Source organism: uncultured Campylobacter sp., assembly GCF_938030145.1.
Taxonomy (GTDB): Bacteria; Campylobacterota; Campylobacteria; order Campylobacterales; family Campylobacteraceae; genus Campylobacter_B.
Map to the genome: position 1 here is coordinate 145,510 of NZ_CALHGM010000009.1, position 12,948 is coordinate 158,457.

Annotated in this window: 9 protein-coding genes; 2 read left to right on the plus strand and 7 right to left on the minus strand. The window is 48.2% G+C overall.

The window, feature by feature from the left end; all coding sequences use genetic code 11:
- Positions 1-3 precede the first annotated feature (3 nt).
- Both Q0323_RS02770 and Q0323_RS02775 read left to right on the plus strand, forming a co-directional pair.
- The gene (locus tag Q0323_RS02770; protein WP_298051260.1) at positions 4-2,166 is read left to right on the plus strand and encodes a DUF1007 family protein; all 2,163 of its coding nucleotides are present in this window, start codon (positions 4-6) and stop codon (positions 2,164-2,166) included.
- A gap of 241 nt (positions 2,167-2,407) precedes the next feature.
- Positions 2,408-3,358 carry a DUF3137 domain-containing protein gene (locus tag Q0323_RS02775; protein WP_298051262.1) on the plus strand — a complete coding sequence of 317 codons (951 nt, stop codon included), beginning with the start codon at positions 2,408-2,410 and terminating at the stop codon, positions 3,356-3,358.
- Positions 3,359-3,612: 254 nt separating this feature from the next.
- Here Q0323_RS02775 and Q0323_RS02780 read toward each other — a convergent pair whose 3' ends face one another.
- The 7 genes from Q0323_RS02780 to pheS form a co-directional block, all read right to left on the minus strand.
- Complete coding sequence (locus Q0323_RS02780) at positions 3,613-3,807, minus strand: hypothetical protein (RefSeq protein ID WP_298051264.1); 195 nt, start codon at positions 3,805-3,807, stop codon at positions 3,613-3,615.
- A 188-nt stretch (positions 3,808-3,995) separates the two neighbouring features.
- The gene (serA, locus tag Q0323_RS02785) at positions 3,996-5,573 is read right to left on the minus strand and encodes a phosphoglycerate dehydrogenase (protein WP_298051266.1); all 1,578 of its coding nucleotides are present in this window, start codon (positions 5,571-5,573) and stop codon (positions 3,996-3,998) included.
- Positions 5,574-5,627: 54 nt separating this feature from the next.
- Positions 5,628-7,295, minus strand: coding sequence for a 30S ribosomal protein S1 (locus Q0323_RS02790; protein ID WP_298051269.1), 1,668 nt, complete (start codon positions 7,293-7,295; stop codon positions 5,628-5,630).
- Between the two features lie 112 nt (positions 7,296-7,407).
- The gene (locus Q0323_RS02795) at positions 7,408-8,244 is read right to left on the minus strand and encodes a 4-hydroxy-3-methylbut-2-enyl diphosphate reductase (protein WP_298051271.1); all 837 of its coding nucleotides are present in this window, start codon (positions 8,242-8,244) and stop codon (positions 7,408-7,410) included.
- Positions 8,234-9,508: a 3-phosphoshikimate 1-carboxyvinyltransferase gene (aroA, locus tag Q0323_RS02800; protein WP_298051274.1), complete on the minus strand. Its 1,275-nt coding sequence runs from the start codon at positions 9,506-9,508 to the stop codon at positions 8,234-8,236. Before aroA ends, Q0323_RS02795 begins: the two co-directional genes overlap by 11 nt.
- Positions 9,505-11,835 (minus strand): phenylalanine--tRNA ligase subunit beta, encoded by a 2,331-nt coding sequence (gene pheT, locus Q0323_RS02805; RefSeq protein ID WP_298051277.1) that lies wholly within the window; start codon positions 11,833-11,835, stop codon positions 9,505-9,507. The genes aroA and pheT overlap by 4 nt, the downstream gene beginning before the upstream one ends.
- Entirely contained in the window at positions 11,832-12,827 is a 996-nt protein-coding gene (gene pheS, locus Q0323_RS02810) for a phenylalanine--tRNA ligase subunit alpha (RefSeq protein WP_297902218.1), read from the minus strand. The genes pheT and pheS overlap by 4 nt, the downstream gene beginning before the upstream one ends.
- Between the last annotated feature and the right edge of the window lie 121 nt (positions 12,828-12,948).

Below are 12,948 nucleotides of genomic sequence, written 5' to 3' on the forward strand. Positions count from 1 at the left end.
TTGATGAAATTTATTAAAATTTTACTTTTATCCGCGATCTTTAACTCGCGGATATTTGCGTGCGCTCTGTGCGCCCTATACACGCCCACTGCGCACGTTAGCATCACTCCCGTCGCACAAGACGGCAAGATCGTGAGTCTGCATTTTTCGTGGCTTTTCTCTCAAAATTTTACCGACGTCATAATGCAGACCTACGATATAAATTCCAACGGCAAGCTTGAAAATAGCGAGCTTGCCGAGATAACTAAGGCGATGACCGATTATCTAACCCCCAAAAACTATCTTTGCGAGGCGGAATTCTACGATCAAGCGCCAAAAAACGCAAAGCCTGCGCTTAGCAACCTCGTAGGCACGCAGATCAAGGGAAATTTTAAAAACGCAATAAGCCTCGTCAAAAAGGGCAGACTCGTGTTTGAGTTCGATCAAAAGGTCGGCTTCGAGCTGCGAAACGGCCGCGTTCTTAAAATTTCCATTAACGACGATCAGGGATTTTTCAATTTCAAAATGCTTGACGACAAGCCCATTAATCTAGGCGAGGGCTTTGTAGCGAAGCCTAATTCAAATTTAGCCACCACTTTTATAGAATTTAGCGGCGAAAAACCAAAGATCGCAGATAAAAAGCCGCCAATTTCAGGCGCGCCGAACTCCGATTTAACGCAGAGCGAACTTACATCTAGCGAGCAGAGCCTTGCGGGCTCAGAGGATAAACTTGCGCAAGGCGGGCAAGGAAAACCTAATGCCAGCTCGGCGCGCAGATCAAACCAAAGATCGGTTGGTGATATCGTTTCGGAGGCTGCAGTAGAGGCGCAAAAAAATATCGCCGCTTCGGATGCTCTCGCGCAGATTAATAAAGCCGCTAAAAAGGATGCGCAGGCAAAAGGTGGCCCCGCAAATTCTACGGCGCCTGCAGATAAAGGCGCGGGCGAAAATTTTGCTGCGATCCGAGATAACTCTTTAAATTCCGCGCATTCTACGCAAAATTTAGCGACGCCGCCCGAGGAGAGTTCTTTAAATTTAGCGCAAAATAGCGCGAGCAAAAACGGCGCCACATCCGACAGCGACGAGATTTCAAGCGAGCCACAAAAAGAGGCTACGCTGGGATTTGTCGCGCAAAAGACGATGGATTTTATGAAAAGCCTCAAAACGGCGTTTCGCGCAAGCAGCGAGCATGCAAGCGCAAGCACCATCCTATGGGTCTTGGCGCTTTCTTTCATATACGGCTTTTTCCACGCGGCAGGCCCAGGGCACGCGAAGCTGCTAACGGCGAGCTATTTCTTAGCCCATGGCGGCAGCTACATCAAAGCCTTCGGATTTGCCCTTAAAATCGGGCTTCTACACGTCCTAGGAGCGCTCGTTTTGGTAAGCGCGAGCATGTTCGTGCTGCAAAATGTCGCAGGCATAGTTTCTGCAAACTCCGCCTCGATCACCACGAAAATTTCGGCGCTTCTGATCATCGTCATAACCGCGCTCATCATCTACGACAAAGCTCGCCGCGTAAGATCGGGCGCCCACCACAATACGGGCTGCTCCTGCGCCGCTTGCGCTTCCGCCGCAAACACCGCAGAGACGGACGTCCGCTTAAAAAATACGGCATTTACAAACGCTAGGGATTCCGCTCATGCAGCGTCAAAGAGCTATAAATTTTCTAAATTTAATATTCAAAGCGGCGAATCCGCGCAGTATTTGGATGCCAAAAATTTAGGCGCCACAGCGGCAGAGTCAAATTCCGATTTAAATTTAAATGAGAACCCGGAAGAAAACTCGCCTAGCCAAAACGAGCAAAAACAGGCTTTAAATTCTGCAAATTTAAAAAACCAAACCTCATCTCGCTCGCTGCAAAATGGCGCGAGTGGCGGCGGCGAGAAAGGACGAGAGTGGCTTATCGCACTTGCGGCGGCGCTCGTGCCCTGCCCCGGCACGATCCTAATTTTTGTACTTGCCTTCAGCCTCGGAAGCTTCGCGCTTAGCGTCGCGAGTGCGCTTTTCATCGGTTTTGGAATGAGCGTCGTGATATTTTTAGCCGCACTTTTCGGCGCGAAGGCAAACGAGCTAAGCTCGAAGCGGCTCGTAAGCTTGAAGCTTTACGTCGAATTTGCAGGGCTTTTCGTGATGTTCGGGCTCGGAGTTTTTATGTATTTCATCTCTGACACCCTCAGGATACTGTGATTGCAAGCTTCGGATGCAAATTTTAAAAAGCAGCTCGCGTGAAATATAAGCTTATGCGATGCGTTAAATTTCAATTCGGTGCGGATCTAATTTCAAAGAGTAAGATTTTAAAATTTTACGCCGCACGGACCCGCGTAAATTAAATTTCGATCCCGACTATTCATTAAGTGGCGGAATTCGCTCTTTATAAATCACGTTAAATTTTGCTACAATACGGGCGAAATTTTTATCAAGGACAGATATGTCGCCTGCTCTGCAAGATGTCGTTTCGCAGACTTTAACCGAACAAAAAGCATGCGCTAGAGCTTTTAATAGATATTACTACCTCAGTATAGCCGCCTTTTTTGCGGTCCTATTCGCAATAATGTCTCTAGACGGCGTTAAAGCAGATACTCCTGTGATAAAAATTGCCGAAATTTTAGGTACCTTAATTTTTCTTCAGATCTTTTGGATATTCCTTCTTCATTGTGCCGGTCAAGAAACTGAAGCAGAAATTCGCTACTACAAATTTTACAAAGAGATATTCGTCCGCGCCGTAATAAACGATATAGATGCCGGTTTAAAATATGATCCATATACCGGTATGCAAGAAGAGGAATTTCAAAAATTTAGAATTTATAGGAAATCTAGGATCAAAAGCGAGGATCGGATTACGGGCGTGCACTGCGGGATTAAATTTAGCCTCAGCGAGGTACATAGCAATAGCAGGTTTTACATGAAAACGGATAATCCGCTCATAGCGGCGATTATGTTGATCAAAATATTCTACGATAACTATATGGACTTTGACGGCAACGTACTGATCTGCGAGCTCGCGAAAAAAACCTCGGGCAAAACGATAGTGGTAAGCAGGGAGCTAAACGCCAAGATCTTCGGCGAAAAAGAGATGATGGACGATGTGGATTTTATGCGCGATTTTCGCGTGTTTGCGGATGACAAAGTAGAAGCGCGCTATCTGCTAACGCCCGCGTTTATGGAGCGTCTGCGCGAAATAAATCGCGAAACGAGCGGCGAGTTCAGCTTGAGCGCGGTATTTATGGATGAGCGCTTATATCTATTTTTAAAAGGCGCGCCCGATCTTTTCGAAAATACGCTTTTTGATAGACCCGCTAGCATAGAGCTCGCGCGCGAATACCAAACGCAGATCCGCAAAATTTTAAGCCTAATCGAGACATTTAAACTCACAAATTAGCAGGGTGCATTGCGGCTGAAATTTTGTACCTGCTCATTTTAGGCTAGACGGAATTTTTCGGCGAAGCATAATTTCGGCAAAACGTAAAATTTAATCAGCGGTGTAATTTCTCGACAGCCGCCCTAAATTTAATCAACGGCGCAATCTCTCGGCGGCTATCCGAAATTTAAACGGGCGATACGATTAGAGAGATGAAGCGCCTGCCGCGCATAAATTTGAAGCAAAAACGCCTTGCCGTGTCTAATAAATAAAATTTAACCGCGTTTTGTATCGTGGCACAGTGCTTTGAGCGCTAAACCTAGGTAGCGGCAAAATTTAATCGGCGGCGCCGCGATGATGAAATTTAAAAGTAGATATGCAAGGATGAAATTTAAATTTAAAAGCAAGCTTGAGACGAGAGTTAAATTTAAAGCGCACGCGGCGTTTACAAAAGCCGCGAGCCAAAGCATATCTGCCTAGCGCATACCGCAACGTACCTCAAGCGCCGGCTCTGCACGTACGTCAAGTCCGCCAAAATCCTCGCCACGCGTTCCTGCATCGTCTCATAAAACACCATCGTAGGCTGGATTGTAAATTTAAATTATAAAGAATTTGTATGAGGCGAAATTTAAAATTTCGCCTCCTAAGCGGAAAAGGATTAAAGCGCCGCGTAGCGCACCATTAGGCAGGTTTGAAGCGCCGCCAGCTTATCAAGCGTGCTTTTTTGCACTTCGGAATCGACCAAAATGACCGCCAAAGCGTCCCCCTCCTCGCCTCTGCCTAGGCGAAAATCCGCGATATTGATATTTTCGTCGGCTAGGATCGTGCTTACGGATTTGATAACGCCCGGCACGTCGGTATTTTTGAAGATTATCATCTTGCCTTTCGGCTTAAAATCGGTCTTAAATCCGCCGATATTTACGATGCGCTCTTCGCTTCCGTCAAAGACGGTACCCGCGACGTTTGAGATCGCTTTGTCGGTCGTGACCTTAACCGAGATCTCGCTTTTATAAACACTGCGCGCAAGCTCGCCAAAGCTCGTCTCAATCCCCTTTTCATCCGCAAGAAATTTAGCGTTGACGTAATTTAGCGAGTCGCCCAAAGAATCATGCAGCGCGCCTACGATGGCAAAAACGAGCATCGATTTCAGATACTGCACCACCTCGCCGCTGCCCTCGATGCGAATCGATTTGATCGGGCCTTTGTTGATCTGCGCCGCAAGATAGGCCATTTTGGAGACCAAATTTATATACGGCTCGATACCGCGCGGCAGATCCTCGAGCTTAAGCGGCAAATTTAAAGCGTTTGGATAGTTTAAGCCGCGCGCGGCGCTGATCGCCTGCTCCGCGGCTTCCCTGGCGATATTGCTTTGCGATTCGAGCGTATTTGCTCCAAGATGCGGAGTCGCGCTTAAATTTTCGATATCCAAAAGCTCGTGATCGGTCGCAGGCTCTTTGTCGAAAACGTCGATGCCGAGATACGCGATCTTGCCGCTGCGTAGATTGTTTGCGAGCGCTTTTTCATTATACAGCCCGCCTCTAGCGCAGTTTATTAGGCGCACGCCGTCCTTCATCTTCGCTATTTGCGGCTCATCGATCATATTTATCGTCTCTTGATTTTTCGGCGTATGGATCGTGATGAAGTCGCAAGATAAAATTTCATCAAAATTTTTCGTATATTTTACTCCGAGCTTCGTTGCCTTTTCGGGCTCGATATAGGGATCATAGGCGATGACGTTCATTCCAAACGCAAGCGCGCGCACCCCCACGCGCGAACCGATATTCCCAAAGCCGATGATGCCGAGGCTCTTTTTATAAAGCTCGGTGCCGTACCATTTCTCGCGCTTCCAAATTCTATTAATTTTAAGATCGTTGCAGGAATTTACATATTTGCGCGCTGCATTTAGCAGATGGCACATAGTCATTTCGACCGCGGCGATGGTATTTGCCGTAGGTACGTTCATCAAAATAATGCCGCGCTTGGAGCAGCCGTCGATATCGCAGTTATCTACGCCCACGCCCGCACGCACGATCGCTTTTAGCTTGGTGCCTGCGCCAAGGAATTTCTCATCCACCGCCGTAGAGCTTCTGGTGATCGCAATGTCCACATCACCTAAAATTCCGTAAAGCTCGCTCTTGGGCACGCTCGTAGCGTCGATTACTTTAACGTCCGATTCTTGTTTAAGCAGATCAAAACCGATTTTGTGGATTGCGTCGCAGACTATGATAGTTTTCATTAAATTTAACCTTTTGAAGTAGGTCCGCAAGGCGGTGATGCCTTGCGGGAGGAATTATTTATTTAGTTGATCTTTGATCAGATCCCCTAGGCTTTGCTTCTCGTCGTCGTTGCTATTGATTTCGTTTAGCGCCTCGCGCTCCTTCTGATGAGCCAGCCTGCGCACGCTTAGGCGGATTCTATTTTTCTTCTCGTCGATGAAGGCGATCGCAGCCTCGATCTCATCGCCCACTTTTAGGCTATCTACGCTTACGTTGCCGAGATCTTCCTTGCGGATAAGCGCGTCTATACCGCCTCCGAGCTCGACAAAAATTCCGAATTCTTTAATATCGCGGATCTTGCCTTTTACGACATCGCCTTGATTGTGACTCTTGGCAAACTCGCTAATCGGGCTATCGCCGAGCTCTTTGTGGTTTAGAGAAATTTTTTGAGTATCTTTGTCGATCTTGATGATCTTAACCTCGATCTCGTCGCCTACTTTGAATAAATTTTTGCACTTCTCGCCGCGATCCCACGAAGCGTCTTCGTTATGCAAAAGCCCCTCTACGCCGTCGATCCTTACAAACGCGCCGAAATTCGTAATCGTAGTGACGCTGCCTTTTAGCACGTCGCCCACTTTGTATTTAGCAACGAACTCGTCAAACGGCTTAGTGAGTAAATTTTTAAGGCTCACGCGCAATCTACGCTCGCTAGGGTTGATCTCTACGACCTCAACGTCAAGCTCTTCACCCTCGCTGATAAAATCTTTCGGATTTTTGATATTTTTATCCCACGAAATTTCGCTAATATGCAAGAAGCCCTCGATGTCGTTGCCAAGATCGACAAACGCGCCGTAAGGCTCGATATTACTTACTTTTACGCGGATAGTATCGCCCACTTCCAGGCTATCTTTGATCTCGTTCCAAGGATCGGGCATCGCCTCTTTGATCGAAAGGGAGAGATGCTTTTTATCGTTGTCGTATTTGATAACTTTAACTGGAACCTTATCGCCCTCTTTGTAGAGCGAGCTTGGATTTACAGGACCTTTGTATGAAATTTCGCTGTAGTGCACGAGCCCGTCCACGCCGCCTACGTCTACAAACATACCGTAGGTGGTGATCTTTTTGACGACGCCTTCGATGATGCCCTCGGTAGCGATTACTTTCTCGATCGCCTCTTTGCTTGCTTTGCGATCCTCATCAAGTAGCTTCTTGCGCGATACTACGATGCTTTGTTCGTCTCTATCAACTTTAATGATCTTTACCTTGAAATTTTTACCGACGGCGCCATTTGGGTTTTTAAGCGCGCTTTGCGAGCGAGGCATAAAAAATTCCACATCATCTGCGTTAGCACAAACGAAACCGCCCTTATTAAATGATAGAATTTTAACGTCATAGACATTCTCTGCGTTTTCATCATAGGAGTCGATGAATGCCTTTACTTTTTCCTTCTTTAGAGCCTTTTTATACGATACGACCGGGCGACCGCCTCTGCTTCCGATAATAGCGACTTTGATGTCATCTCCCACATTAACCTGCGGGTTTCCTTGATCGTCGCTAACCTCGGCGGCATCTAAAATACCCTCCGACTTCCTGCCTACGTCTATGAAAACCTCGCCGTCCTTAAGGGCGATAACCTTACCTGTGACAACCTCGTCGCGAGACTTCCCGGTGTCATACTCCTCTAACAATGTCGCAAAATCTTCCTCTGCGTGGTTTTGAACCTTCTCGTTCACCTCAGCCATATGCTTCCTTTAAATTTATTTGTGCTTTTTTGAAAAGAACTAAAATGCGCGATTCTAGCTAAAATTTGCTTTCGATTTGATAAATTTCTAAGAGTAAATTTGATAAGAGGGCTTATAAATTCTGCGTTAAATTTTCGATTCGCGCTACTACCTTTTTGATGATCCAATCAGGCGTGCTGGCTCCTGCGGAGATGCCGCAGAGGCTTTTGTTTTCAAACCACGAGCGCTCAAGCTCGCTTTCGTTTTCTATGAGATAGCTGTCTTTGCAAAAATTCTGCGAAATTAAAAAAAGCTGCTTGGTGTTGGAGGAATTTTTCCCGCCTACGATTATCATCACGTCGGCCTTTTGCGACAGGCTTTTTACGGCCTCTTGATTCTCCAGCGTCGCATTGCAAATCGTATTAAAAATTCTCAGCTCCCTAGCACGCTGCATCAAAAAATTCGCGATTTTGGTAAAGCTTTCTATCTTTTTCGTAGTCTGCGAAACGAGCGCGACGCGAGGTCCAAGCTTGACGTCTTGCAGTTCCTTCGTATCCATGATCACGAATACGCGTGATTTTGCGTAGGATTTCACGCCCTTTACCTCAGGATGATTTTTATCGCCGAAGATCACGATATCATAGCCCTCCGCGCTCATCTTTTCTACGATCTGCTGCGGCTTGGTCACGAAGGGGCAGGTAGCGTTGATGAGCTCTTTATTTTGCGCCTTTAATCTTTGCAGATCGTCCTTTTGGATGCCGTGCGTGCGAATGATGAGCTTTTGCTCGTCCTTGATCTCACTAACGCCTTCTAAGGTTTTGACGCCGAAATTTTGCCTTAGCCTGTTGATCTCTTCGGCGTTATGTATAAGCTCGCCGATCGTAGCGGCCTCGCCGGCGCTTTCTGCGATCTTGATCGCGCGCTTGACGCCAAAGCAAAAGCCGTAGCTTTTCGCCATCTCAATCTTCAACGCCGGCTCCGATCTGTCTTAAAATTGCGGCAAAGTTCGGAAACGACGTCGCGATACAATCGCTATCCTCGATGATCATCCCAGATCTTAAGCCTAAAATCGCAAAACTCATCGCGATGCGGTGGTCTCCGCACGGCGTGATGATCGCCGCGTTCGCCTCGCCGCCTTCGATCTGCCAGCCGTCCTGCAGCTCGCGCGCCTTGATGCCGCAGGCGCAAAGCCCTTCGCAGGTTACCTTTATGCGGTCGCACTCCTTTACGCGCAGCTCGGCGGCGTTTTGAAGCACACTAGTTCCTTGTGCGCAAGCAAAAGCGATCGCAAGCGCAGGCGCCTCGTCTATCAGCCACGAGATATTTTCGCTCACCTCTACGGCGTGAAGCGGCGCGTAAGCAACCTCTATATCGCCGATCTGCTCGTAAATTTCGCTCGTTTTATTAAATTTAACCTCGGCGCCCATGCGTTTTAAAATTTCATACGCCTCTATGCGAGTTTTGTTTAACAGCATATTTTTTAGCACTATGCGCGAACCCGGGGTTATCGCTGCGGCGACCGCGAAGAAAAACGCCGAACTGGGATCGTTTGGGATAAAAATTTCAAGCGGTTTAAGCGGCGAGCTAAGCGGCGCGACTTCGATCGCAAGACCATTTTGCGACATTTGCGCGCCCATTGCCTTTAGCATCCGCTCGCTATGATCGCGGCTAAGCTCGGGCTCGCTAAACCTGCATCCGCTGCCGCGTAAGGCCGCTAAAATAAGAGCGGTCTTAACCTGCGCGGACGCGATTTTGCTCGCGTACTCAAAATATCCGAGCTTCTGCCCGAGCACCGCAATCGGCGCCTTTTCGCCGCCTGCTCGTCCGTAAATTTTAGCGCCCACCTTACAAAGCGGATCCGCAACGCGCCTCATCGGACGCTCGCTTAGATACCGATCGCCGCACAGCACGAAAAAACCCTCGCGTCCTGCTAAAAAGCCCATAAATAGCCGCATAGCAGTGCCCGAGTTGCCGCAATCAAGCGGAACGTTAGGCTCTTTGATAACCTCCGGCGGAGTGATTAAAATTTCGCCCGCATCGCGCTGCACGCAAGCGCCCAAAAGCTCCACAATCTTTAGCGTATTTAGCGTATCCTCGGCGGCTAGATAGTTCGAAATTTTACTCGTCCCCTCCGCTAGCAGCGAAAAGATCGCCGCACGGTGCGAGATCGATTTATCCGCGGCAATATTTGAAATCTCCGCCCGCAAAGGGCCCGCTTGCGCAAAAATTCTCATCGCAGTCCAAGTCCCAACTCGCTGCTAAGCGCGGCTAAAATTTTATCGGTAAAGCCCGCGACTTCCTCGTCGCAGAGCGTTTTTTGAAGGTCTTGAAATACAAGCCTGATCGTCAGGCTCTTTGAATCGCCCAAGCTTTCGTCGCCGTAAAGATCGCTCGGGATAAGCTCCTTTAGCGCCTCGATTTTAAGGGAATCTATGCACTGCTTAATCTGCTCGAAGCGTATTCCGCTCGGCACCAAAATACTTAGATCGCGCGATACGCTAGGAAACTTCGAATAAGCGTCCGCTACGATATTTTTAAATTTAAGCTTTGAAAAATCGATCTCGCACAGATAGCTTTTATCCAGATCGCGCCCCGCTTCTACGGCGTAATCCACGCGCCCGATAAAGCCTACTATCTGCCCACTCTGCTCGATCTGAGCTTGCTCGAATTCGCTTAAAAATTTCAAATTTTCGCTAGGCAGCCTGACGTTAAATTTACCGATGACGCTTTGGATTAAATTTGCAAAATACAAAAAATCGACTGCGGCAGGTTTTGCGCCGGCAGCGATAGAGGGCTCCGCCTTTAGTCCGCTAGCGATAAAGCTCAGTCTTAGACTCTGTTTGCCGTCCGCATCAAACACCTCTCCTAGCTCAAAAAGCTTGACGCTTCTGCGAGAATTCTTTAAATTTCGCTCAGCAGACTCCAGCAGATGATTAATCAGCGTCGGTCTTAACGCGTCCAGCTCGCCGTTTATCGGATTTAAAATTTTAACCTTGCACGGCGCAAAGCCTAAATTCTCTAGCGCTTTCCCGTCGTCAAATACATAATGCACGCACTCGAAAAATCCCACTGCTGCCGCCTTGCTGCGAAGCTTGCGCCCGTTTTGTAAATTTACGTAGGTATCGTTTAGGCGGTTTTTTTCGTAGAAGCTTAGCGGCGCGGCGGCGATATTGTCGATGCCCACGATACGTACGATCTCCTCGCACACGTCGTGAGAATTTACGATATCGTGGCGGAAAGGCGGTACCTTGGCGGTGATTAGATCGGCTTCGACGCCTACATCAAAGCCCAGCCTTTTTAAAATTTTTACGATCTTATCGCGCGGAATTTGCGCGCCGATCATTGAGTTTATCTCTTTTTCGCTAAAGCCCACGATAAGCGGCTCCAAAGCGTTTGAAATCTTTTGTGTGCCCGCATATAGGCTAACGGCTTTATTTTTAAGTAGCAATCTAAATAGCAGATCGAGCCCCAGCCTAAGCTTTGGCTCGCTGCCTCTGCTTGAGCGATACACATGCTCGTCACCTTTTAGGCCTTTGTTTTCGTTTACTGCTTTAGCGATGATCAGTGGCGCGGTATAGTTTGCCTCCAATAGCACTACTTTGCTACTGCAACACGCCTTTAGCTCCGCGTCTTGGCAAATCCCTGCTACGCTAAGCAGTCTCTTGCCCGCATAAACGCCGAACTCGCCGTTTGGCATAGGCTTTATGTCAAGCGCTACTTTGCCATCTGCGGAAGCGATCTTTTCAAAATCATAAGCGCGCAGCAATACTCCGGTAGAATGAGTAGCGTAGTTGATGAAATTTTGCACCGCGCAGCTTTGCAAAATACCAACGCTTGCAAGACGCAAGGTCTGCTTTAAATTTAACTTCAGCTCGCCTTTGATCTCGTAAGCTCGAAAAGCAAATTTAGCGCTTACCTCGTCGCTTGCACGCACGCTTAGAATTCTACCGATACCAGGCGCTCCGTCGGCATCTTCAAACTCGTGCTTTTCCTTTAGCGGTAGATCAAGTGCCGCGCCCAGATCGCGCGCTATGCCTAAGATGCTAAGGCAGTCGCCGCGGTTGGCGGTAAGCTCGATCTCGATAAGATCGTCGTTAAAAATTTCATACTCGCGCAGCTCCTTGCCCAGCACGAGCTCGCCGATACTGCTATCAAGCACCATAATGCCGTCATTCGTCTTGGCAAGCCCAAGCTCGATTGCCGAACAGATCATGCCAAAGCTCTCCACGCCGCGAAGTTTGGCGGGCTTGATCTCAAGGCCGTTAGGCAGCACGGCGCCGATCAGGCTAACTGCGACATATTGCCCTGCCTCAACATTTTTCGCGCCGCAGACGATCTGCAAGCTCTGCTTACCGACATCAACCTCGCAGACATTGAGATGATCAGAATTCTCGTGACGACGCTTGCTTTTTACGAGTCCTACTACGACGCCTTTAGGAAGCGAAATTTTATTGTGAGCGTCAACCTCCAGACCGATGGAATTTAGCGTAGAAAGCAGCCTTTCGCTTGAAATTTCGCTTATATCGATCCACTCCTGCAACCAATTTCTCGTTATTATCATTTAAACTGCTCCAATAATCTAATATCACCTTCAAATAGCGAGCGCAGATCGGGGATACCATGTAGCAGCATCGCAAATCTCTCCACGCCGAGCCCGAATGCGTATCCGCTGACGTTTTTCCAGCCTACTGCTTTAAAGACGTTAGGATCGACCACGCCGCTGCCTAACACCTCGAGCCAGCCCGTCTGCTTACAGACGCGGCATCCCTCGCCGTGGCAGAAAATACAGCTGATATCGACCTCGGTGCTTGGCTCCGTAAACGGAAAGAAGCTCGGGCGGAAGCGCACCTTTACGTCTCCAAACATATAGCGCAAAAATTCCTCTAAAACGTATTTTAAATTTGCAAAGCTCACGCGGTCTCCCTGCTCGACTACGAGGCCTTCTACTTGATGAAACATCGGCGTGTGGGTTAGATCCATATCGCGGCGAAAGACCGCGCCCGGGGCGATCATACGCACCGGCGGAGCTTTAAATTTCTCCATCGTGCGGATCTGAACGCCGCTGGTGTGCGTGCGTAGCAGCCGCCCGTCATTTAGATAAAACGTATCTTGCATATCGCGCGCCGGGTGGTATTTGGGTAAATTTAGCGCCTCGAAATTATGAAAGTCGTCCTCGATGAGCGGACCGCTTTCGACGCTGAAATTTTGCGCGATGAAGTAATCTATGATCTTATCCATCGTCTCCATCACCGGATGCAGCGCGCCGCAGCTTACATTTTCGTTAAAAAGCGTGACGTCGCTCGCTTCATTTTTCATCGCCTCTTTTTGCTCTGCCTCTTCCAGGCTCGCCTTTTTTGCGGCGATGAGCTCGCTGAAATAATCGCGCTTTTCATTCGCGCTTACGGCAAGCTCTTTTTTCTGCTCGGGCGCTGCGGATTTGAGCTCGGAAAAAAGCGCCGTTATGATGCCTTTTTTGCCGAAAAGCTCCAAGCGCACGGCTTCCAGCTCGCTTAAGCTCGATGCGGCGTCTATTTTTGCTTTAATCTCTTGCAAATTCTATCCTTGTGGTTAAATTAATGGCGCGATTGTAGTTAAAATTTGATAAAAGCTAGGTAAATTTGCGTGTTTGGATTTTTTGGCTATAATCGCGGCTAAATTTAAACCTCATAAAAGG